18 protein-coding genes and 1 tRNA gene are annotated in these 23237 nt (G+C 49.5%); 12 read left to right on the top strand and 7 right to left on the bottom strand.

Annotated features, from left to right (window positions below; all coding sequences use genetic code 11):
• The first annotated feature begins 72 nt into the window (after positions 1-72).
• Together HRU79_04800 and HRU79_04795 are read left to right on the top strand one after the other, a co-directional pair.
• Positions 73-2532, top strand: a complete 2460-nt coding sequence (locus HRU79_04800) for a M1 family metallopeptidase (protein ID QOJ26001.1) — start codon at positions 73-75, stop codon at positions 2530-2532.
• Positions 2533-2758: 226 nt separating this feature from the next.
• On the top strand, positions 2759-6817 hold the full coding sequence (locus tag HRU79_04795) for an immunoglobulin domain-containing protein (GenBank protein ID QOJ26000.1): 4059 nt from the start codon (positions 2759-2761) through the stop codon (positions 6815-6817).
• A 244-nt stretch (positions 6818-7061) separates the two neighbouring features.
• Here the strand turns inward: HRU79_04795 and HRU79_04790 are convergent, their stop codons facing one another.
• The 4 genes from HRU79_04790 to HRU79_04775 all read right to left on the bottom strand — a co-directional run bounded on the left by HRU79_04790 (position 7062) and on the right by HRU79_04775 (position 9676).
• The gene (locus HRU79_04790) at positions 7062-7634 is read right to left on the bottom strand and encodes an outer-membrane lipoprotein carrier protein LolA (GenBank protein ID QOJ25999.1); all 573 of its coding nucleotides are present in this window, start codon (positions 7632-7634) and stop codon (positions 7062-7064) included.
• Between the two features lie 67 nt (positions 7635-7701).
• Positions 7702-8496, bottom strand: a complete 795-nt coding sequence (locus tag HRU79_04785; protein ID QOJ25998.1) for a DUF3108 domain-containing protein — start codon at positions 8494-8496, stop codon at positions 7702-7704.
• A gap of 318 nt (positions 8497-8814) precedes the next feature.
• Positions 8815-8888, bottom strand: a tRNA-Ile gene (locus tag HRU79_04780).
• An 8-nt stretch (positions 8889-8896) separates the two neighbouring features.
• Complete coding sequence (locus HRU79_04775; protein ID QOJ25997.1) at positions 8897-9676, bottom strand: hypothetical protein; 780 nt, start codon at positions 9674-9676, stop codon at positions 8897-8899.
• Positions 9677-9790: 114 nt separating this feature from the next.
• Between HRU79_04775 and HRU79_04770 the strand changes: the two genes are divergently transcribed.
• Together HRU79_04770 and HRU79_04765 are read left to right on the top strand one after the other, a co-directional pair.
• Positions 9791-10870, top strand: a complete 1080-nt coding sequence (locus tag HRU79_04770; GenBank protein ID QOJ25996.1) for a mannose-1-phosphate guanylyltransferase — start codon at positions 9791-9793, stop codon at positions 10868-10870.
• A gap of 334 nt (positions 10871-11204) precedes the next feature.
• Complete coding sequence (locus HRU79_04765; protein QOJ27268.1) at positions 11205-11642, top strand: septal ring lytic transglycosylase RlpA family protein; 438 nt, start codon at positions 11205-11207, stop codon at positions 11640-11642.
• Between the two features lie 3 nt (positions 11643-11645).
• On the opposite strand, the gene gcvT is transcribed toward HRU79_04765, so the two are convergent.
• Positions 11646-12737 carry a glycine cleavage system aminomethyltransferase GcvT gene (gene gcvT, locus HRU79_04760; protein ID QOJ25995.1) on the bottom strand — a complete coding sequence of 364 codons (1092 nt, stop codon included), beginning with the start codon at positions 12735-12737 and terminating at the stop codon, positions 11646-11648.
• A 61-nt stretch (positions 12738-12798) separates the two neighbouring features.
• On the opposite strand from gcvT, the gene HRU79_04755 reads away from it, so the two are divergent.
• A complete protein-coding gene (locus tag HRU79_04755; protein ID QOJ25994.1) occupies positions 12799-13284 on the top strand; it encodes a DUF4199 domain-containing protein in 486 nt (161 codons plus the stop codon).
• Between the two features lie 41 nt (positions 13285-13325).
• Here the strand turns inward: HRU79_04755 and HRU79_04750 are convergent, their stop codons facing one another.
• Positions 13326-13754, bottom strand: coding sequence for a transposase (locus HRU79_04750; protein QOJ25993.1), 429 nt, complete (start codon positions 13752-13754; stop codon positions 13326-13328).
• Between the two features lie 215 nt (positions 13755-13969).
• On the opposite strand from HRU79_04750, the gene HRU79_04745 reads away from it, so the two are divergent.
• From HRU79_04745 to HRU79_04720, 6 genes are all read left to right on the top strand, one after another.
• Positions 13970-15079 (top strand): hypothetical protein, encoded by a 1110-nt coding sequence (locus HRU79_04745; protein QOJ25992.1) that lies wholly within the window; start codon positions 13970-13972, stop codon positions 15077-15079.
• 9 nt (positions 15080-15088) lie between these two features.
• The gene (locus HRU79_04740; protein QOJ25991.1) at positions 15089-16189 is read left to right on the top strand and encodes an imelysin family protein; all 1101 of its coding nucleotides are present in this window, start codon (positions 15089-15091) and stop codon (positions 16187-16189) included.
• Positions 16131-17528: an HTTM domain-containing protein gene (locus HRU79_04735; protein QOJ25990.1), complete on the top strand. Its 1398-nt coding sequence runs from the start codon at positions 16131-16133 to the stop codon at positions 17526-17528. The genes HRU79_04740 and HRU79_04735 overlap by 59 nt, the downstream gene beginning before the upstream one ends.
• A gap of 7 nt (positions 17529-17535) precedes the next feature.
• Positions 17536-19809 carry a TonB-dependent receptor gene (locus HRU79_04730; GenBank protein ID QOJ25989.1) on the top strand — a complete coding sequence of 758 codons (2274 nt, stop codon included), beginning with the start codon at positions 17536-17538 and terminating at the stop codon, positions 19807-19809.
• A 110-nt stretch (positions 19810-19919) separates the two neighbouring features.
• The gene (locus HRU79_04725; protein ID QOJ25988.1) at positions 19920-20228 is read left to right on the top strand and encodes a rhodanese-like domain-containing protein; all 309 of its coding nucleotides are present in this window, start codon (positions 19920-19922) and stop codon (positions 20226-20228) included.
• A 2-nt stretch (positions 20229-20230) separates the two neighbouring features.
• Positions 20231-20626 carry a rhodanese-like domain-containing protein gene (locus HRU79_04720; protein QOJ25987.1) on the top strand — a complete coding sequence of 132 codons (396 nt, stop codon included), beginning with the start codon at positions 20231-20233 and terminating at the stop codon, positions 20624-20626.
• 94 nt (positions 20627-20720) lie between these two features.
• Here HRU79_04720 and HRU79_04715 read toward each other — a convergent pair whose 3' ends face one another.
• A complete protein-coding gene (locus tag HRU79_04715) occupies positions 20721-21086 on the bottom strand; it encodes a hypothetical protein (protein ID QOJ25986.1) in 366 nt (121 codons plus the stop codon).
• A gap of 110 nt (positions 21087-21196) precedes the next feature.
• On the opposite strand from HRU79_04715, the gene HRU79_04710 reads away from it, so the two are divergent.
• On the top strand, positions 21197-22711 hold the full coding sequence (locus HRU79_04710; protein QOJ25985.1) for an FAD-dependent monooxygenase: 1515 nt from the start codon (positions 21197-21199) through the stop codon (positions 22709-22711).
• Positions 22712-23237 lie beyond the last annotated feature (526 nt).

Raw genomic sequence — 23237 nt, 5'->3', positions numbered from 1 at the left:
GTGTGTGACAGGGCAAAACAAAACTATCACGGTAATTTTGATGAATTCGACATTATTTTATCCAGGCGCACCATGAACAAACGATGTTGCATTGTGCTGGCGAGCTGTGTGTTCGTGATGTTTGCAGCACACGCTCAGGCCCAGAGCGACTACTCTCATACGGCTTCCTATCTGGTTGATCCATCAGGCGAACCCCGCGAACATCCCCTTGATATCACGTCAATGAAACTTGAAGTTTCGTTCGAGCCCGAGAAATCTCTTGTTCACGGACGAGTGGAGCATACGTTTACGGTTTTACAGAAAAGCGTTGATTCACTGGTGTTTGACGGCATCGCCATGAATATTCAGCAAACTCTTCTGAACGGGAGGCCTGCTCGGTACACCGTGAACGACAGCAGCGTTACGGTGTATTGTGAAAAACCGTTAGCCTGGACCGACACAGGGTCTGTTCTGTTTACCTACACGGCACAGCCCCAAAAGGGCCTCTACTTTATTGGCTGGAATGACCCTACCGGAACAATGCGACGTCAGATATGGTCACAAGGCCAGGCAATAGACCACCGGCACTGGATTCCATTGTATGACGAAATGAACGACAAAATGCTGACGGAGGCTATTATCACGTTTGACTCAGCCTATACGGTTATTTCTAACGGACAACTGGTGGGCGTGACCGAGAACAGCGGAGCAACCAGAACCTGGCGGTATCGGATGAAGAAGCCGCATGCATCATATTTATTCATGATTGCCATCGGCAAGTATGCCGTAACAAAGGATACTACCAGCACCGGTGTGCTGCTTGAACAGTACTGGTACCCAGACCGTCCGCAAGACGCCGAACCAACGTACAGGCTAAGCAAGGAAAGCATGGACTTCCTGGAACAGGAAACAGGAGTACCCTATCCGTGGGAGATCTACAGACAGGTGCCGGTTGCCGACTTTGTGTTTGGGGCAATGGAGAATACAACGGCAACGATTTTTGGTGACTTCTTCCTCAACGACGCACGTGGATGGCTTGACCGTTCGTATGTGGGAGTTAACGTCCATGAATTAACTCATCAGTGGTTTGGCGACCTGATTACAGCTCGAAGCAGTCGTTCCGTATGGCTGCAGGAAAGCTTTGCCACGTACTACCCCCTGATCTTTACTCGCCAAACTCACGGTACCGATGAGTATGAATGGGTACGCCGGGGGATGCAGAAAAGTGTGCTTGCAGCAGGTGAGAAGGACCGATTTCCGGTTGTGCATGTAAAAGCCGGGACTACGCGTATTTATCCGAAGGGGGCTTTGGTCCTTGATATGATGAGTACAGTGTTCGGTCATGACGAACTGCGACGGGTGATACATCACTATCTTAAAAAACATGAATATCGCAATGTAGAAACGAATGATTTGTATCTGGCATTTCAGGATACTCTGGGCCTGAGTCCCCGGTGGTTTTTTGATCAGTGGCTCTACAAGGGAGGTGAACCAGCGTTTGATATCACAATGCTGACCGGAGCACGTAACGTTACCAAGGGGAGCGAAGCCGTTACAACGCTAACTGTACAGCAAACTCAGCTTACCGACAGTTACACCGGATGGTTTAAAATGCCTGTTGTCTGCGAGGTGTATTATACTGATGCGAGCAAGGACAGCGTCACTGCCTGGGTAAACGGACAGACCACAACCATCGAGATACCCAACCCACGCAACGGCCAGGTTCAGTTTGTTTTGTTCGATCCGGGATCGGCAATCCTAAAGAAAGTCAACTTTAAAAAGCCATTCGACATGCTCCTTGCACAGTCCAGAAAAGCACCGAAAATGATTGACCGCTACGATGCTCTTACCGAGCTGGCTGCTGATTCGGTCCATACCGACCAACTGTTTGATGTACTGCAAGACATCGTGGCTAACGAAAAGCATTATGCCATGCGAATGGAGGCAGTAAGTATTGCTGCAAAAAAAGTTCAAAATGGCAATGACCAGTTCTGGCAAATCATCAAGGCCGGATTTCAGGATAAACACGTGGAAGTGCGCAGACGCGCCGTGGGGTCGAGCCCCGAAATACCCGCATCGTTAAAACCCGAGCTCGCCGAACTGCTGTCCGACTCATCGTACCGGATCGTTGAACAGGCATACAGAAAATTGTGCACATGGTTTCCTACAGAGGCAGACAGGTTTACTAACCGGGTAGCCGGTGTACGCAGCCCCGGTGCCATAATTGAGATTGCAATTGCAGAACAAAAAGCAGGCACTGCTGACAAGCAGGCGCTGGCAACCCTTTCCGATTATGCTAGTCGTCGGTACGACTTTGGTACCCGCCAGAATGCCTTTGCCTCGATGGTTCGCCTGGGAACAACAGATCTGGCCGGAATGGTTGCCGTGGTTGACGCTCTGGAGAGCAGAAACGGACGTCTGGCACAGTCGGCAAAGGACACGCTGCAAAAACTTGCAGCACAGCTCAAAATGCAGGCGCTCGCCCGAACGATCCTTCAGTCAGAGCCCCTTTCAAAAGAACAAAAAGCGTTTTTACAAATTCTCGTGAATTAGGTTGATGGGGATAAGTTATGAAGGGTCAGCATCTTGCAATACAACGTTGAATCCTGAATTTGGTGTAATTATTGCTAAGTGGGCTTGGCTCCGGATCGGAGCATATCCAAGGCTTCATGGATCATTTACCATCGGCAGTCCCCGGTACGGGTATTCGATGGAACATGGAGCAGCGTAAAAGTGTACAACACGAACTAACTCTGAAAGTCATCATAGAGGAATTGCCATGAAGAAACATCATACCTTGCTATTGTTGTTGGTTGTTCTGTTATCGGCTGTACCGCTTGTTTTTGCAGGGCAGACGGCAACTGATCTATCATACAACGTTGAGTCGGTAACCTATTCTGAAATTGTTGCCGGGACGCAGCTTGCGTCAGGAAGTGGTATCAGCGGTTACTCGAGTACCCAGACTCTGCCGTTTACTTTTGGGTTTAACGGTGAATCGTACACGGATGTCACCATTTTCGGCAACGGCGAGGTTCAGTTCGGTTCTGCGGGGACAACCGCTATTAAGGCATGGGCACGCTCGCTGGATGGAACAACCCTGAGTGAACTGCGCGTTCAAACGCTGGGGGACAGCCCGAACAGGATTTATGTAATCCAGTGGAGCAATGTTACCAGGGCACCGGCAGGATCCACATCTGACTCGTACAATTTCCAGATTCGGCTGAACGAAGCAACCGGTAAGGCACAGGTGGTGTACGGAACGATGACTGTTACAGGTGCTGTAGGCGCGCTGATCGGTGCTGTAATGCAGAACTCACAACCGTTAATTCTTACGGCACGTAATGAACTCAGCACATGGTTGAATCCGCGGCTTAATGCCGGAGAGTCCATAGCCCTTCAGGGATGGGCTCCATCATCGGGGCTTGCCTATACCTTTGGTGCACCCGAAGCGGTTGACGCAGCCATCGTGAGCTTGTCGGCGCCATCGGGTAAGTTTAACCCCAACACAAATCAAATGGTAACGGCCGTTCTGCGGAACACCGGTACCGACGCCATTGATTCGGTAGAAGTTGCATGGAAGGTGAACGGAGCAACAAGGACTGGTGCAAGGTATTTTGCAGACCCCGCAATTCAGCCAGGTGAAGAAGTATCGATCAATCTTGGAACGGTGAATTTTTCTAACGGATCGTATAATAAAATTGAAGTATGGTCTGTTAACCCCAATAGTGAGGATGACGAGAATCCCGGCAACGACAAGCTGGTTACATACATGGCGCCTCGCACATCGGGATCGCTGTACGTAGCACCAACCGGTAATATCGGCATCTTTACCAGCTTCCGCGACTGCATCAATCTGCTCAGTGTTGGCGGTATCTCCGGAGATATTACAGTGTATGTGTACAACGGTACGTATAACGAACAAATTATTATCCCGGAGCTTAATAACTCATCTGCCACCGGTACTGTTACGTTTAAAGCAGTTGCTAACAATACTCCCATCATTTCGTGGACACCGCAGCGGTATCCTGATGATAACTATGGTGGCTATGAAGCGAATAAAGCTGAAATCACACTACTTGAAGGCGCCAGTGTTGTCTTTGACGGTTTAATGTGCAAACTTGCCGGAAATCAGCAATGGGGCGGTCATATTAATGCTGAACAAGCAGGAAAGGTTACCATCACAAACTGTGTATTTGTAGGCCCAACAAATGCTTTAGATATGGTGGATCCGGTGTTTTCGGTTGTTCTTGATGGCGTTGGACCCTTTACCGTGCATAACAACCAGGTGCTCTCGATGCCATTGGGCATAGCTGTTAGCGCAAGTTCGCCGGAGGTGAGCAGCGTTACTGGGAACACTGTTGACAAAACGTATCTGAGTGGTATCATAGTAGAGTCTGACAACCTGCTGATTCAGAAAAACAAGGTCCTTGGACTGTCCGGTGCACCATATTTCTTCGGATTAGGGGCCTTTGGTGCAGGAACAGTGAATGCAAACCTTGTTCAGGGCTCTGCCAAGGGAGAGAACAACGCAGCAACCGGGATCGAAGCGCAATCGAATGACGGTGCGTCACAGGGACCACAAGGGTTGCTTGTTTCAAATAATATGGTACTCGTTAGCTCAACTCTCCGTACTACGGGGCTCCGGTGTGAAGCAAACGCCGTCAACGCTGCCACCAGAGTACTGCATAACACAATCCGTACCGCAGGAACTGCCGGTGGTGGCAGTTCTGTAGCCGCCTATTTTGTTGGCGAAGGACTGCTTGATATTATCAACAACATCTTTGACAATACCGATTCGGTTAATGGTGGTGGTTACGCGATTTATCTGAATGACCTCAGCACTAACGGCTTTATCCATGCTATGGACTTTAACAACTACATGGTTAAAGGTGACACAATTGGATTTAACCAGGTAGCGATTGAACGCAATGGTACCGGTGACCCGCTTGCTTCATGGAAAACCTCAACCGGTGCAGACCAGAGTTCAACGTCGGTTACTGTAAGCTTTGCAGGTGAGGCCGATCTTCACCTGAAAAACATACAGTCCGAGCTGTTCGGATCGTCTGCCGTTACCCCAACCGTCCCCAAGGATATCGATGACGAGGTCCGCCAAAAGCCGTATAAAGGTGCCGACGAGTTATATCCCCGCGTTGACATCCTGGAATCACCGCAAAGCAGATTTGCCTGCCTTGGTGAAGCCGTAACGCTTGTTTGCGTTTCCAGTGTTACCGGTGGCGCTGCTACTGTAACCTATCAGTGGTATAAGGATGGCAAGCTGCTTCCCAATCAGACATCAAACAAGCTGATTATTAACAGCGTTGGTTACACTGCCGCGGGCGTGTACTCCTGTAGGGTACAGGTTACCGATGGGACGAATACTCGGTATGCCGAATCAGAGCCTGCCGTTGTCATGGTTGTGCGACCAACATCAATTGTAAAGCATCCGCAAAGCCAGCCGGTTGCTATGGGAAGCACCGTGGTTCTGGAAATCGAGGCCGAAGCCGTTGGTTCTATCAGTGATCCGGTTCCCTCGTATCAGTGGAAGAAAAGGTATTGGGACAAATCAATCAACGGATACGTAGATACTAATGTTGTTGACAATTCACGTATCACAGGTTCACGGTCTTCGAAACTTACGATCACTAATCTGCAGCCTTCCGATACAGCCAATACGTATGTATGCTATGTGATAGCATATTGCGGAAACGCTACGTCTAAGGCAGCCCGGCTCTTTGCACCAATGGTTTATGCATCAACTTCCACGCTGCTGGCTTGCGAAGGCGGAGTTGTTAACCTGGAAGTTCTTATTCAGCCGGAAGACATTCCGGGTACGTCAAAGTCATATCAGTGGTTCCGCGGGACCCTTCCGCTGATTGATATTCCGGGTACGCCCGGCGTTACCGGTGCAACCAGCAAGGCGCTTCGGATTACAGGTGTTACACAGGAGGATGCCGGTAAGTACACCTGCGTGATTTCATTTAACGATATTGGTGTTGAAATCAAGTCGAACGAAGTTGACATTCCGTTTTCAACAAAGCCTACGATTACTATTCAACCGATTGGCGATACCTTGTGTGAAGGAGAAGTGCTCAATATCATTGTTCACAGCTCAGGTGTTAACCTTAAGTATCAATGGCTCAAGGACAGTACCAGAATTCCGGGTGCTACGGGTCCTGAATATATCATGGAAGGGGCTCGGGCATCGGCTACCGGCGTGTATGCTGTGGTTATTTCCAATGATTGCGGCGTTGATACAACGGAATTCGTTAACGTGGTTGTTAAGTCACCGGTTGAGATTGTAGAAGAACCCCGCGATGCCGCCATTTATGATGGTGATTCGATAACCATCAGTGTTACGGCAACCGGCTCCGACACCGTGCGGTACCAGTGGTATAAAGATGACTCGCTGATTGTTGGCGCCACAGAATCCGCATACGTGATCGACTCAGCAACAGGCAACGATCAGGGTGGCTACTACTGTATCGTAACTAACGATTGCGGCGAAGTACAGACGATTACCGCACGGCTTTCAGTAACCGTTGGAGTTGACGAAGGTGACGCTTTTGTTGCTGGGTACTCGCTTTCTGAGCCTGCTCCGAACCCAACCAGCGGCAACCTGAACATCAACTACGCTGTTAAAACCGAGCAAACCGTGTACGTGCACCTGGTCAATACAATGGGTCAGACAGTTGCTACGCTGCACAATGGAACGGCTCATGCAGGTAACAACCAGTTGGTTGTGAACCTTGAGAAATATAATATCCCGGCCGGTACGTACTCGCTGATTTTAAGCGGCAATGGGGTAACACTATCACGTCGGGTTGTTGTTATCCGATAACGATAGGCATTATATTTAAAAAAGCAGAGAAAGGGGCTACGGCCCCTTTCTTTCTATCAAAGTGCTCCAAGCTCGTGAGTCCTATATGCCGGTAGAATGAATCCGGCAAACAACAGGTAGAAGGTCACCAGCCCCTCCCGTAGTTGTCATCCCGAAGTTCGCAAACAATCAGTGATCAGCATCCGATAGCCAATACGTTTACGGACAGGGTTCAAGCCCCCTTTCATCGGACAAAGTCCCGGCATTATCGTAAATCAATAACCTGCCAGCCCTTTGGCGCAGTAAACGTAAAGGCTGACGGTTTCACCTGAACCCTGGTTTTTATCGAGCGGATGGTCCACTCTGTTTCGTGCTGTCCATCAGAAACCACGATCCTGGTGATGCCATTCTTCTTGTTCAGATACACATTGGCATACTCAACGCCGGCAATGGCAGCAGACTGATGTGGAGGCGTTAGTCGGATACATGCCTTCCCAGGTACGGAGCTTACAACAGACGGAACATAAATGTTCATCAGGACAAAGAACATCTGATCCAGCGATGCCGTCTGACCTGCGGAAGAGACTGCGTTTATAACAACCGTCTTGGTTCTCTTGTTTATCTGCCATACAGTTGAATTATCGCTGATGAATTCCTGGTCAGGAAGGGTAATTCTGTAACCCTTACCTTTGACGGCAGTAATCGTCCCTGATGCAACTCCGCTCGAAAATGAAATTTCTGCTGAAGTTATTCCACCGTATGTATTTCTAAACTGCTTTAAAAGTTTAGTATTTGTGTTTGCAGAGAGTACAGGGACCACAGCCAGTAGCAATCCCACAATGATACCTGCAGATATGGCGTGCCGGAACCCAGTGTGACGATGAAGAAGCAACGTGTTCTCCATGTTACCGAACCTTGGCGGTAATTGCACCGCGCGTACCTTCGTAATATTTTAATTCCGTATCAATTGAACCAATCGGAATCTGGGTGCGCACCTTGATGGGGATCTTGCGTTCATCGTCTGAAAGCCACAGAACAAGTCGCCCCTTAAAACCAAACGGACTGCCTGCAGCAATTTTCGGCTCAACCACAACACAGTCAAACACACCGGCAGTGACTTCAATACGCTCTCTGCCTAATACGTGAACATCCAGCGGGTGCGTTTTCCCGCTAACGAAATTGTGCAGTTTAATGATGTCCCCTTTGTGAGAATTTTTGAGGTCGAAAGTTCGAACATAGTAGAATGCCGATACAACATCGTGTACAAACTCCGGAGTGTCAAACGTCCCATCCGATGTTTTCGCCTTCCTGGAATACTGGTCAAATTCAGCCGAGTAATCTTTACTGTAATTACGTTCCCGAATTTGCTGGGTAAACTTCCAGGGGAAAATACCGTCAACATCCACGTATGACCGGTAGGTGTCTCGGACCTTATACAGAAAATCCAGGCTTTTATGACTCGCCACCTGGAATGATATCTTGTAGCACGGGCGCCCCTGGACGTATTCCACCTTGTCGGCGATATCAAAAACAGCAGTGCCAGCCGAAATAAACTTGTATCCTACGTCGTAGGTTAACCTCTCTCCTAAGCCAAATGCATTATTCGGAGTGTACCGTAATGCCGGACTGGTTTTCTCGTCGGAATTAAGATTACCGGTAAGAGCAGGGAGCAGGGCGCAGACTACAATTAAAAATCTCACGGATTTGCAGACGTAAGGTGGCATAATTACGTGTTGGCTGCCAGGTACTCAGTTACCATCCGGCAACTCTTACTGAAAAATACAGCATACATTTCATCACAGTATGTTTAATTGCAGTCTGTGTTTCTGTTGTGCTGTTTTCTCCATACCCCCCATGCACTTTTTGTGCCATGCCTGTTCATGGTATTGGGAAGGGGCTTGGGTTTATGGCAGAAGAATTGAAATCAGAACGTAAAGGTGTGCCTGGTATAGCTGGCCAGCCGGACTACGCAGATGCAGGAATTGGAGAAGCCTGCATTGAGAGCTATACCATTGTTGTGGGCCTGGCAGGACTTGAACCTGCAACCGACGGATTATGAGTCCGGCGCTCTAACCAATTGAGCTACAGGCCCCGAACATGTTAGTTATTAAACAATCCAACAAATATCCCGACTTGTGCGTTGAAGCCGGAAATATTAATTCCGGATGGTACATCTGTTACAGTAGAAGTTCTGTTACCTTGCCAATCATCGCCAATAGCCTGATACCTGTACATACCGGCTGCACGAACCAGAATAAACGGTGTTAGGGTGTACTCGATGTTTAACCGGAATGGGACTGAGTAAACCGAGCGGTTAAGTTCAGAAATCATGTCAGGTAATGGTGTTACCGTACTGTAATCCGTCCACGAACGCTTATCAGCTCCCTGGTACGTGGTCAGTACCTGAGAGCCAAACCCAAAGCCGGTTCCGGGTGCAATAACCAAACCCGTTGTAACAGGAATTACGTAGTCCAAATGAATTGTACTTGTGTTGATCTGGTATTCCATTGTTCGTTTGATACTGCCATTGTCGACTATACCGGATGGCGGGGTAACGTCAGCACTGGTCGAAGCCACGGAGCCCAGCCAGGAAAAACCGGCGCGGAGATTAGGTACAGATACGATGGCTCCGATCGAGCCAAACACTTCGCCACCCCAAAACGTCATCGTATTAGAAAGGTTGCCCAGTCCAAGCTCGGAAGCCCGAACATTAATGTCATCCAAATTCTGAAAGCCGAAGGTTGGTGTTGTGCCCACTCCAATGGCAAAGTACGGGGCAACCTCTTCCTTGACCGGTGCCTCTTCAAAATCCAGCTCATCCAGCCTGTCGTCTTGTGGCGCAGCGCTTACTGCAATAGCGCCAAGGAGGAATATTACCACGTAGCTAAAAAAAGCGTTTGTTCGGTGCATTGCGTTGACAGTATAACGTTTGCAAAAAATAAGACATCAAAGATACGAAGACGAATCGATGACGCAGATATGTAGTTTGCAATCATGAAAAATGTTGCAGTAATACTTGCCGGCGGCCGTGGTCCGGGTTTGTGGCCACGTGGCACCGATAAAATGCCGAAACAGTTTCAGCATGTTTTAGGCAATGGAACGATGATTCAGAATACCGTGCAGCGCATTTCGCCATTAATACCGGCGGAGCAGACATGGGTTGTAACCACGCAGCAGTTCGAAGGACTGGTCCGGGAGCAATTGCCCGAGTTGCCCGAAGGCCAAATCGTTTGCGAGCCGTTTGGCAGAAATACGGGGCCAAGTATTGCTCTTACAAGTACCCTGTTAAAATTCGTTTACTCTCCCGATACTGTTCTTGCGTTTCTTCCCAGTGACCATCTGATTCAGAACAGCCATGAATTTCAGGCAGTATTGAATCAGGCATGCCATGCGGCGAGAACATCCGAAATGATTGTTACGATTGGTGTGCTTCCAACCAGACCTGAAACAAACTACGGCTATATTCAGGTAGGTAACCCGTATACTGCCAACGGTCAGGCTGGGGATAAGGTATACTACGTTCATACGTTTGCCGAAAAACCAGACCCCGAGACAGCATTGCGCTTCCTGAATGCCGGTGACTTTGTGTGGAACTCGGGAATTTTCGTTGCCCGGATCGACGTGCTGCTCAGGGCAATTGCGACCTTTCTGCCCGACCATGCACCGTTGTTTGCGTCTCTGGAACGGCACATTAATAAAGAAACGTATCATGCTGCTCTCGAGACAATCTTCCGGCAAATCCGAAGTATCTCTTTTGACGTTGGTGTTATGGAAAAGGCTGAGAATATTCTGGTTGTGGATGGGGCTTTTGGCTGGAGTGATGTGGGTACGTGGGACGAAGTGTACCGACTTGTAATGAAGGATGGGAAGAATAATGTTCTCGAAGGCAATGTAATCGCACTTAATACCGGCAATTCGCTTATCAGTGCACTTGGTGGAAAGATTGTTGGTGTTGTAGGAGTTGAAAACCTGGTTGTTGTTGATACAGAAGAAGCACTCATGATATGTCCACGCGGCCAAACCAACCAGGTTCGCGAAATTGTTGATGTACTGCGCAGACGCCATATTGGATAGCACCATGGTTGTTGTTCTTGCTCTTTGTGTTGCCCTGTGTCTTAGTCAGACTACCACGTTTGGTCAGCCGGACTCCGGCGTGGTGGCAGCAGACTCGCTGCGTGCCCGTGCTGGAGTTCTAATGCGGGAGTGGGAGGCTGAGTGGCGTGCCAGCGACAGCCTACGAATTACTGCAATGCACAAGCGGATGAAGGCTGACTCGATTCTGCGCAGCATTAAAACCCTAACCGTGGCGCAGCCATCAGCCGGTGCGGGTGCCAACACAGTTCAGCCTGGTGTGCCCGATACCACCGATATCATTCTGGCTACACTGCAGCTGCAGGCAGCTACCCGAATGGCCGCACGGAACCTTGCCGAGGCTCCGGTAAAGCGCGGACAAACTCTGGCTGACACCGTCACCCTGGAAGTGCTGCGAATGGATGCTGATACCGGCGTGGCATCGTACTATGCAGGGAAATTTCACGGGAACAAAACCTCGAGCGGTGCCACCTTTAACATGAACGATTTAACCTGCGCTCATCGCTGGTTGCCGTTCGGAACACGACTTCTCGTTACGAATATCGAGAACGGACGCAGCGTTGTGGTTACGGTAACTGATCGGGGGCCGTTTAAGCACGGACGCATAATTGATGTTTCAAAAGGGGCTGCTCAGGCACTCGACATGATACGCAAGGGTACCGCCACGGTTGCGATTCAAATTCACGAAGAGGCAGCTCCGGTGCCGGATAACTCTGCAAGCACAGTTGAACCAAGCACTCCAAACTCAGAGTAGATACTAAACAAACGGAATTTTAGTTACTTCGGCCGGGAATGTTGTGCCACGTGCCTGAATGGATATCTGCGTTCCGGGTTCTGAAAACTCAGCAGCAACATATCCCAGGCCGATACCGGTGTTAAGCATAACGGACTTGCCGCCACTGGTTACAGCACCCACAACAGCGTCACCGACAAGAATCGGATAATCCTTTCGTGGCAGTAGCTTCTCCGTCTTCATCACAAAGCCGACCAGCTTACGTGTAATGCCGGCATCCTTGACTGCAGTTATGGCATCACGTCCGTTAAAGTCACCTTTTTTAAGTTTTGTTATCCAGCCCAACCCGGCCTCGTGTGGCAGTGTATCTTCGGTAATATCGTTGCCATACAGACAGAAGCCTTTTTCCAGGCGCAGTGTATCGCGTGCTCCAAGCCCGATCCAATCCAGGCCAAACGGAGCCCCTTCCCGCATTATTGCATCAACAACATTCTTGCACACCGTATCGTCACCCTTGAAATACAGCTCGAAGCCAATCTCGCCTGTATATCCGGTGCGAGAAATAATCATTGGCACGCCGGCCAGTGTACCATGGGTGAAGGTGTAGTAGGCAAGGTCTGAAAGTACGGTAGTGGTTAGAGGCTGCAGAGCGTCAACGGACTTAGGACCCTGTACGGCAAGCAGGCTATAATCGTCACTTTCGTTCGTAACGGACGCATTTGCAAAAGCGGCTGCATTTTCGGTTACCCAGCTGTAATCTTTGTCGATATTGGCACCATTTACCACAAGCATAAACAAATCCGGCTTTAGGCAGTACACCAGCAAATCGTCAATAATCCCGCCGTTATGTCTGCACATTGCCGAATACTGAATCTTACCCGGCTCCAGCTTTGATGCATCGTTGGTGGTGAGTTTTTGAACAAGGGCCAGCGCATCGGGTCCACCAATAAAAAACTCACCCATGTGCGACACATCGAACATGCCAACGCCGGTACGGACCTTGCGGTGTTCTTCCAAAATTCCTGTCGGATACTGTATTGGCATGTGAAATCCGGCAAACTCTACCATTTTTGCGTTTGCTTCTACATGAAGTGCGTGAAATCGGGTTTGTTTCATAGGTTAGTATTCCTTGTTTGGACGGCAAATATAGCCGTCAGGCATCGAAGCGGAGGGCAACATGATTAATCTATTATGGGGCGGTATTACTGGTGCGCTGGGTTTACTGTGGCTGATTATGGAATCGGCACTTGGGAGATTTGAAGCCGGCACATCTGCCGAAGTGCAGGTGTTGTGGCTTCTGCTTTGTCCGCTCGGTGTTATCGGAGCCATGGTGCACCGGCGGCTTGCAGGCACTACTACACCATACGGCGATACCGTACGCAACGGCATGTATGCCAGCGTGTATGGCTCGCTTGCACTGTGCGTTGTCTGGTTGTTTTTTTACAACGTCCTCATGCCTGATTACCTGGAGGTTGTCCTTCGGGGTACTGAACTCAAGTACCGTCACATCATCTCAAACCAGGAAGCACTCAGGACCGTCCTGAGTGCAAAGGCAGTAACGCTTTCAGCTCCGATGATTTACATCCTTGGGACGCTGATTCCGCTGGTAACGGGCTCAGTAACGGCTGCTATAGCAGCTATCTGGCTGCGCAACCGACGGTAGGGGGCTTTGGCTGGCGGAGAGGAAGGGGATACTCACTATTATTACGATGCCGCTGCCGACGGTATTGGCAGTCCTGGAAGAAACACTCTTTCAAGCTCTTCACTCACGGTGTACTTTACATGATATGAATCCTGGTTTTCAACGAATGCCGACAGGATATCAAGGTGCCACGGCGGTAGCAGTGTTACGTGAATACCGTCCTGAAACACTATGTTGCGTGATGTTATGCGGAAGGTTTTCTGAATGGTTGCAACAATGTCTGCAATGATCTCTGACGCCTGATCTTCTGCCTCCGTCTCAATGAGCACGTGCATATGGTCAGCCAGCACATGCGAAGCGTGCAGTACCGAATTCCTGCGTACACAGCAGCGACGAAGTTCGCTATGGACCATCTCGGCACTCTGCACCGGGAATGATGCCGACGTTTGCTCGGAAAGAATAAGCAAGTGAATTCCTACAGAACTCATCATGATAGCACCCTGGGAAATGATGGGAAAACATGTATAGGCTGGATGTACCGTGTGATGTATCAAACGTGACAATCCGGAGACGACCGCCAAAGCCCCCTCCCTGACTAGGTGCATGAAGCCACCCTAAAAAAAAAAGTGCAGTTATATTTAGATTTAGTCTTAATATGAGTGTAAGTTTGTCGCTCATTTTCACCATCAAAATCGATTAGGACGTTATGATATACAGGATTTTAATGCTTGGTGCAGTTGTTGCAGTGCTGACATCATGTGATTCGTCGCAGCCAGCTAAACCTACAACAGACTTGGTAGTTCCGGAGATTTATGACAGTGCCTCATGGTCTGCAAATACTGCTGAAGCGTACCAGATTAGGGCAAATCTGGACGCACTGCTTGGGCTGCTGAAAAGTGCACGAAAGGTTGATGTCACACTCACGAGTAGTCAGCTCATGCAGGCATACCAGCCACTGATGCAGTACACAATACCGTCGGAAGTTGACTTTATCGGCCAGTTTTTAGAAAATGCCGCAATGGCTTCGGGAAAACTTCACACTGGCAGTGCAGAGCCAACTGACGGTACTGTGGGAGGAGTGTACGGCGGGTACTTGTTTGACCGGTACGGACGCGATGTTGACGAGTTCGTACAGAAAAGTTTATTTGCAACGATGCAGTACTACCAGGCAACACTGCGGTCAAGCGGTGTTGTGTTGCCCAGCACGGTTGACCAAATTGTAGCACTGTTCGGGGCAAATCCAACATTCCCCAACGGTTCGGTAAAAGCTGCACAGAAAGATGTATTTTCGGCGAACTATGCTGCTCGGCGTGACAAGAATGACGGCAACGGATTTTACTCCAGGTTTAAGAAGGCAGCTCTGACTGCACGTGCTGCTGCTGAAAAACCCGAAGTGTACGGCAATGAATTAAACGATGCTCTCAAGGAAATGCTCCTGATTTGGGAGAAAAGTCAAATGGCCACTGCTATTAACTATTCGTACCTTACCATTACCACCCTCAGTGCGACCCAGGTGGACGATGTAGCTCGTGGTAAGGCAATGCACACATTTGCGGAAGCGGCCGGGATAATACGCGGCTGGAAATCAGTTCCCCCGTCAAGCCGTATGATTACTGATGCCACACTCGACGAGCTGACCCAACTCCTGCTGATATCCGATGCCAATAATCCAACGTGCTATAAGTTCTGGCTGGAACCAGCACCATACCTAAATCGATTAGAGCAGGTAACCAAAAAGCTCCAGGCGGTGTATGGATTCAGTGATGCCGAAATGGAAGATTTCAAAACAAACTGGGTATCTGCCCAGTCACGCTAACAAATAACTATGATGATGTTTGGAAAGGGGCTTTGGATATCGGTGGTGCTGGCGGTGATAGTTGCCGGATGCACAACTGATCAGCCTGCTGCCGATACGTTTGACCGTAAGGCAATGCTTACCGGCATGGCCGATAAGCTAATAATACCGGGTTATAAGGCACTGCTGGACAACACGAGATTGCTGGAACAGCAGGTACAGGATCTGCCGGCCTCTGTTGATGCTGCCACAGTTGATTTGATGCGGACAACCCTGAGGCAAACAATGCTGCTGTGGCAAGACGTTGTAGCATTTGATTTTGGTCCGGCCGAAGGATTGTATGGAAATTTATCAGTCAACGTTGGTACCTTCCCGTGCAGTGCTCAGAAAATTGAACAGGCAATTGCCAACGGCGATACAACGCAACAGGATTTCAATCGTGACAAACGAGGGATTTATGCGGTGGAATACGTACTGTTCCATGCGGCTTCCCAGGAAGTAGCAGCAGAGCTCTCCGGTACTGGCGGACAAAACAGACGTAACTATCTTAGCCGTATAGCACACCTGTTGCGACAGCAGGTAGAAACGGTGTATCAGGCGTGGACAACAGGTTATCGGACCGAGTTTTTGTCGAAAGACGGAACCGATGCCGGCAGCAGTACCACAATTCTGTTTAACGCTATGAACATTGGTTACGAGCTTATCAAGAACTACAAGCTTGGAATACCGTTGGGTTTGCGTGCTGGTCAGGCAGGACCCGAACCAACCCGTGTTGAGGCATACTATTCCGGAATGTCGATGGAACTAATTCGCCGACAATACGATGCTATTTTTAGAATCTGGTCGGGAACAGACTATCAGGGCGTGAGCTTTAACGGTTTTGAAGAATACGCGCTGTCGGCTGTAAACGGTTCGCAGCTTGTAGCCGGAACTCATCGTCAGGCTGACTCGGTATTAAAAGCATTTGCTGCGATACCGCCTGCAATGCCGTTAAGCATCATGGTAACCGATAACCCTCAGCCGCCCACGGCACTCCAGACAGAATTGCAGAAACTTACCCGGTTCTTCAAGAGTGAACTATCGTCACTCCTGGGAATTTACATTACCTACTCCAGCGGTGACGGTGATTAGTGCGTTGGGACGGCATACCGGCAGAATTCAGCAAGCCATAGCAGGCTACGGTAACCTTCGGGCACCGTCAACCACGCTTGCCGTGATACGCATTTTGTTTGGAGCCACAATGGTGGTAAGCTGTGTCAGATTCATATCCCTGGGATGGATTCATGACCAGTACATACAGCCAATGTGGCATTTCCCGTATGATGGATTCGATTGGGTGCAACCCCTGGGTGCTACCGGAATGTACATGGTGTTTGCAATAATGTTGTTGGCAGCCATCTGTGTTACGCTGGGTGCATGGTACAGGATAAGTAGTGTTTTGTTCTTTCTAACGTTTACCTATGTTGAGCTGTTAGATAAAACATATTACCTAAATCATTACTATTTCGTAAGCATCATGGCGGCAATGCTGGCCTTGCTTCCAGCTCACACTGCATGGTCAGTTGATACCTGGCTGCGTCCGCGAATCAAACAGAATACCGTTCCGCGGTGGATGGTTGATGCCGTGAAATTCCAGATCTCGCTGGTGTATATCTACGCAGGTCTTGCCAAGATTAACTACTCCTGGCTTATAGAGGCAATGCCATTGCGGATTTGGCTGCCGGCCAACGATACTCTACCGATTATCGGACCGCTCATGACAGTCTCATGGATTCCATGGGTATTCTCGTGGGCAGGCATGTTGTACGACGTAACGATACCGTTCTGGCTGATGAATAAGCGTACCCGTCTGTTTGCCTACTGCGCAGTGATCACATTCCATACAGTCACTGGAATGCTGTTCCAGATTGGTGTATTTCCGCTTGTTATGTCGAGTCTTGCCTTGGTTTTCTTCTTCCCGTCGCAGGTGAAGGTAGAAGCAGGTGTGCCGGCGGTGCAGTCCATGGCACTGTCCCCACCGCGACTACAGCGAGTGATTGCAGGCGTCCTTGGTGTGCACCTTGTTCTTCAGGTGCTGCTTCCATGGCGGTACCTACTGCAAACAAATGACGTATTCTGGGACGAAGCCGGCTACCGCTTTGGCTGGCGCGTAATGCTGATGGAGAAGGCGGGAACTGCATTGTTTAGTATTACGGACAGGAAAACAGGACGCACAACGTACGTGAACAATTCGGATTTTTTAAATGCACATCAGGAAAAACAGATGGCAATGCAGCCCGACATGGTGTTGCAATATGCTCACATGCTGCGAACATACTTCAGTGAACGCGGAATGGTAGACCCTATCATTAAGGCTGATGTATGGGTTACTCTGAATGGAGCTCCTGGCAAGCAGCTTATCGACCCGAATGCTGACTTGTCGCGCATGAAGATGGGATGGACATCGAACGAATGGATATTACCAAGGTAGGTGCTGCGTGAACATCGGGAAGAAGGTACGTAACACTCTAATATCGGTTGGGCTGGTTGTGTTGGTCGTTTATCAGACTGCCGGCAATACACTGTCTGTTCAAAGTGCTGATGCAGATGATGCCGACACTGTTACGCTTCGTAAAGTTAGTGTGAGTGGAAACCGCAGCAATCACTTTATCATCTCGCCTATTGACGACGTTGGGATAGGTGTTATCAACGCCGGAAAGAAAGTCGAGCTAATCTATGTTCAGGAATTACCCGCCAACACCGCTACCAACAATGCCCGTCAGGTATTTGCAGGCATTGCCGGGCTCAACGTCTGGGAGAGTGATGCACTTGGATTGCAGCTTGGAATTGGTGGCCGTGGCTTGTCGCCCAGTAGGTCGAGCAACTTTACAACGCGTCAGAACGGTTACGACATTGCTGCCGACCCTCTGGGATATCCCGAAAGTTACTATACGCCTCCCATGGAAATGGTTGAACGCATCAATATTGTTCGTGGCGGCGGCGCATTACGGTACGGAACACAATTTGGCGGCATGGTTAACTTTGGCTTACTAAAACCAAACCGCAGCAGTGCCCTGCATGCCCGTGTTTCTGCCGGTACCGGGAGCTACGGACTTGTTCACGGATCGCTTGTACTCAGTGGAGCGGCAAAGGGGCTGGACTATCAGGGATGGATGCAGTACCGGCGCACTGATGGCTGGCGAAGCAATAGTACCGCATATCAGGGTACAGGGCATACACACCTTGCCGTATCTCTCTCTGACTACGTTCGCATAACTGCCGAGTTTACCGGCATGCACTACCTGGCGCAGGAGCCGGGCGGTTTGTCGGACAAAATGTTTGATACCAACCCCAAACAAAGCGTGCGAGCACGCAATTGGTTTACTGTCAACTGGAATATTGCCTCGGTTGGAATTAACGCGATTTTGGACACCGCTACAACGCTGAATTCAATTTTCTCGGGCATGAAAAGCTCTCGTACTGCCCTTGGAGATCTGAACCGAATAACCATGATTGATATGGGAGGTCCGAGAACCATGATAGATGGAAAGTTTATCAACATCTGTAATGAAACAACGCTTACCCACCAATACCGGTTATTTAACCAGACCTCAGCCATTGCCGTAGGAACGCGCTTGTATTGGGGCTCTACCGAGCAGCAACAAGGTGATGCATCGAGCGGCTCCGGCCCCGATTTTGCTTTTTTAAATCCGGATGCATTAGAAGGCAGCAGCTACGACTTCCCGATCACGAACGCCGCAATCTTTGCTGAAGGTCTTGTCAGTCTGGGAGGCGGCTTCTCTGTGATCCCCGGGCTTCGGTTAGAGCGCATTGATACGCGCGCACATGGATGGTACCGCACCATTATCCGTGACCTGGCGGGTAACAGGATTGTGGACACTGTTACCAACGAAGAACGCTCCCGAAACCGCGTAATCATGTTGGGCGGACTTGGAGTTCAGTGGCGCAGTGCCGAGGGGTTCGAAGTATATGCCAATGCCGTTCAGAATTACCGGGCCATCACGTTTACGGATCTCCGCGTAGTGAACCCCAATTTGATTGTAGATCAGGATATTCATGATGAAAGGGGCTATACTCTTGACGTAGGGTCGCGTGGCCAATTTGCTGACATCCTTGCCTGGGACATCAGCGTGTTTTATCTGCGTTATAACGACAAGATTGGCGAGGTAACCCGCAGCGATCAGCCCCCTTTATACCTCCCGTATCGATACAGAACCAACATTGCCGATGCATTCACCCAAGGCGTGGAATGTGTTGCCGACATTAACATACTGAATGCATGGAGTGCCATTGGTATAAGCAGGATGGACGAGTGTCCCCTTCAGTTGCATTTATTACTAAATGCAAGTGTACTCGGTGGCAGCTACGAACAGTCAGCAGAGCAGGCCGTCACTGGCAAGGCTGTAGAATTTGTCCCTCCATATCTCTTGAGAACCAGCATACGACTTGAATGGGACAAACTTGGCTGCATGATGACGTACTCGCAGGTGGGGCAGCAGTATACCGACGCTACGAACACCACGCACAGCGCATCGGCAGTAACGGGCGTTATACCCGAGTATTCTGTCATTGATTTTTCGGCTACCTATACAACACCCCGCATCATTGTCCGGGCATCGTTAAACAACGCACTGGATACCAACTATTTTACCCGGCGGGCAGCAAGTTATCCGGGTCCCGGTATTATTCCCTCAGACCCCCGGACTGTGGCGCTTTCGATTACCGCAAACCTCTCCCTATTCTCACGATAACATCGGATTGCCCGAATCATCAGCAAACATGAAAGGTACATTCATCACAGTTGGTCAACTCCAGCTTCAGTAATTTGCCACGTTATTAACGGCACATTGAAAGGACAACCATGGGAATACTTTCCAGATTATTTGGCGGTGGCAGCTCGAATCTTACTGACGTGCTGAATCGCAACCCGATTATTATTGACGTTCGAACATCGGATGAGTTCAGGATGGGTCACATCCAGGGATGCAAGAACATGCCACTGCAGCAACTCGACACTAAAATTGCATCGGTACCTAAAGACAAGCCAATCGTATTTTGTTGTGCCTCGGGTGCTCGAAGCGGCGCCGCCACCCGTCTGGCACGGTCACTTGGATACGAAGCTGTGAACGGTGGCTCGTGGGTAAGTGTGCAAAATCAATTAGGGAAGTAGCTATGAGACCGATAAATTTTATTATTACTGTGGTACTACTGTTTGTAGTTGGAACAGCCGGAATGGCTGCTCAGGAAATGCAGGAAATCACTCCCGTAAAGGCCCGTGAAATGGTTAAATCCGGGAAAGCCTCCTTATTAGATGTACGAACACAGCAGGAGTGGGACCTTGGGCACCTGGAGAAAGCATCGCGTGTGGATGTGATGGACAAGGACTTCAAGAAAAAAATCCAGTCACTTGGACTGGACAAGAAAAAGCCACTGATTGTGTACTGTGCAACAGGCGGGCGAAGCGCATATGCAGCAGATGATCTTATTAAAATGGGCTACAAGGTTGTGTACAACATGGTTGGCGGCATTAAAGCATGGCAGGCAGCCGGACTACCCATTGTTAAGTAGCAGTCTGCATGCATCTCCTGGAATAAAAGAGATGTCACAAAAAAGGTGCGGCCCCTTTCATGTTTTTAGGCTGATGTTTATGAAGAACGGGATACTATTTCAATGTACCTTCCTCAACGAAGCCTTTTGCATCAACGGAGTTGGTATCGATATAGCTAAAGATCCGGGCTTCCATGCGTTTGGATTTTCCCTTGGGGATCCTGGCAAAGTAAGCCTTAGCTGCCGACGATAACTCCTTGCCGTCCTTATCGTAAAACACCACCCGAACCTTCGGGTCGATAAGCGTATACGAAGACCCGTTCGTTACGGTCACGGTTACCGTATAATCTTCTGCCTTCGTTCGTTTCCAATTAACCTGCACCGGACATTTTGCAAATTCTTCGGCATCGCCGGCAAACGTGCTGATGCCGGCAGTGATCATGAAGCAAACAAGGATGCTGAACGTTATAATTGATTTCATAGCCGTAACTTACGTATCAGCATTAAACCAGCAAAATTGTACCCGCTATTGAATCACTGCGTCGTGTGTTCGCAACGGAGCACTATTAGTCAATAACCCCGACCAGCCTCATGACCATTTCACTTCAGCTACGTCCATCCGAAGCAGCCGACCCTGCCTTTGTGCGTGCGCTTGCATTAGAAGAGGCAGGGCTTAGTGACAACGGCGTGTATGTGGTAACGGTCATCCGGCGTGCCATCGACGCGCGGCCTAAAATGCCCCGGGTTGTAGTTCACGTAGAAATCTCAACGGAACCGCACCCCGTACCCAAGCCCCTTTCAGAACTCAGGCAGGCGAACCCCGAAAAGCGTGTTGTTATTGTTGGCGCAGGTCCGGCCGGGTATTTTGCAGCACTGGAGCTTCTTAAATATGGAATTACCCCGGTGGTGGTTGACCGCGGGAAGAACGTAAGAGACCGGCGGCGCGACCTTCGGGTGCTACAGCAGGAAGGGATTGTTAACCCACACAGCAACTATTGTTTTGGTGAAGGCGGCGCAGGGACGTATTCTGACGGCAAGCTGTACACGCGTTCTGATAAGCGCGGTAATGTGCGAAATGTTCTGGAGCTCCTTGTTGCCCATGGAGCAAGCAGCAATATACTGGTTGAATCGCATCCGCATATTGGATCGAACAAACTCTGGATGGTTGTTCAGCGATTACGCGAAACGATAATCGAGTATGGAGGTCAGGTACACTTTAATTCATACGTAACGAAGTTTATTGCTTCGAAAACTAACCCGAACCGTATTGTCGGTGTTTACATTGAAAACGGTCAGGAAATTATGGGTGATGCTGTTATTCTGGCAACAGGTCACAGTGCACGGGATATCTACAAGCTTTGTTTGCAATCCGGTATTGCTATTCAGGATAAACCGTATGCGCTGGGTGTTCGCATTGAGCATCCGCAGGAGTTTATTGATACGGTACAGTATCACCACAGCCCCAGGGATCCATTCCTGCCACCCGCCAGCTACAGTCTGGTCTGTCAGCTAGGCAATAGGGGTGTTTTCACGTTCTGCATGTGTCCCGGCGGAATTATCGTACCAGCTTCCACCGCGCCTGGTGAGATTGTAGTAAACGGTATGAGTATGAGCAAGCGAGACTCCCGATTTGCCAATTCAGGGTTGGTTGTTGAAGTCAGTGGTGGTCTATCATTACAGTGCGAAACGGAGCAGAAGGCATTTGCAATGGTTAGTGGATCTACGCAGAAGGCACCAGCCCAGCGAGTTTCGGATTTCGTCAACCGCAAACGTAGCACCTCGCTTCCCGACACAAGCTACATTCCTGGTATTGAATCGGTTGATCTGCACAAAGTACTGCCATCCGACGTATCAATACGAATTGCAGAAGCCATTGTGCAGTTTAATACACGAATGCGCGGATACCTTACGAACGACGCCATTGTTGTAGCCACGGAAAGCAGGACCAGTTCGCCGGTGCGCATCCTCAGGGATAGCAAAACGCTGGAATCGGTTACCATGGCAGGCCTGTATCCATGTGGCGAAGGTGCGGGCTATGCCGGTGGTATTATGAGTGCTGCCTTGGATGGGCAACGAGTAGCCCGGGCGATTGCTAAAACTATGTAACATAAACCCCTGCAGCCCATTCCTCAATGTCCTGCGTGTTTTAGGGGGCGTGTGAATATCTAAGAATATTTAATAAAATGGATTTTGGTACACGGCTAGCAGCACGCGTCACCGAGGGGTTGGTCACTTGCTACGGTTGGTATGAGCTTCCGTTCCTGCCTGCGAAAACATGGCAAACCGATTGCAAGCTTGTCCGGTTCTTGTGGAAAAGCTGTGAGGCCTGCAATACTGTGACTACAGTTACCTTGTGATGGACTCCGCAACAACGGCTGGTTTGCCGATACGGAACAAACGGTTCTGACCGAGCCTGTTTGAACTACCGTGTAATAAACAATGACAATTTGTAATTGTGATGGACCTCCAGTGCTCTGTATTATGCGTTTAGTTGAATGGAAGTCAGATGCTTTGTCGGAACCCTCTGTGCCAACAAGAACTTATACACAATTCGTCGTGTCAATTAAACTACTAATTGAGGGCGTCATGGAGTTGGAAATGTTAGAGGTTCGAGTGGAGTGGTGTGAAAAAT

It is taken from the genome of Ignavibacteria bacterium, from assembly GCA_015709655.1.
Classification (GTDB): Bacteria; Bacteroidota; Ignavibacteria; order Kapaibacteriales; family Kapaibacteriaceae; genus OLB6.
This window is presented reverse-complemented; position numbering and strand designations above follow the sequence as displayed.

What these genes read in the sequence shown, in the direction of transcription:
- HRU79_04725 (QOJ25988.1), top strand. Translation starts at nt 19,920, where the DNA reads ATGGGAATACTTTCCAGATTATTTGGCGGTGGCAGCTCGAATCTTACT.
- gcvT (QOJ25995.1), bottom strand. Translation starts at nt 12,737, where the DNA reads ATGAAACAAACCCGATTTCACGCACTTCATGTAGAAGCAAACGCAAAA.
- HRU79_04765 (QOJ27268.1), top strand. Translation starts at nt 11,205, where the DNA reads ATGGCCGCACGGAACCTTGCCGAGGCTCCGGTAAAGCGCGGACAAACT.
- HRU79_04795 (QOJ26000.1), top strand. Translation starts at nt 2,759, where the DNA reads ATGAAGAAACATCATACCTTGCTATTGTTGTTGGTTGTTCTGTTATCG.
- HRU79_04715 (QOJ25986.1), bottom strand. Translation starts at nt 21,086, where the DNA reads ATGAAATCAATTATAACGTTCAGCATCCTTGTTTGCTTCATGATCACT.
- HRU79_04720 (QOJ25987.1), top strand. Translation starts at nt 20,231, where the DNA reads ATGAGACCGATAAATTTTATTATTACTGTGGTACTACTGTTTGTAGTT.
- HRU79_04755 (QOJ25994.1), top strand. Translation starts at nt 12,799, where the DNA reads ATGATTAATCTATTATGGGGCGGTATTACTGGTGCGCTGGGTTTACTG.
- HRU79_04770 (QOJ25996.1), top strand. Translation starts at nt 9,791, where the DNA reads ATGAAAAATGTTGCAGTAATACTTGCCGGCGGCCGTGGTCCGGGTTTG.
- HRU79_04750 (QOJ25993.1), bottom strand. Translation starts at nt 13,754, where the DNA reads ATGATGAGTTCTGTAGGAATTCACTTGCTTATTCTTTCCGAGCAAACG.
- HRU79_04710 (QOJ25985.1), top strand. Translation starts at nt 21,197, where the DNA reads ATGACCATTTCACTTCAGCTACGTCCATCCGAAGCAGCCGACCCTGCC.
- HRU79_04745 (QOJ25992.1), top strand. Translation starts at nt 13,970, where the DNA reads ATGATATACAGGATTTTAATGCTTGGTGCAGTTGTTGCAGTGCTGACA.
- HRU79_04740 (QOJ25991.1), top strand. Translation starts at nt 15,089, where the DNA reads ATGATGATGTTTGGAAAGGGGCTTTGGATATCGGTGGTGCTGGCGGTG.
- HRU79_04800 (QOJ26001.1), top strand. Translation starts at nt 73, where the DNA reads ATGAACAAACGATGTTGCATTGTGCTGGCGAGCTGTGTGTTCGTGATG.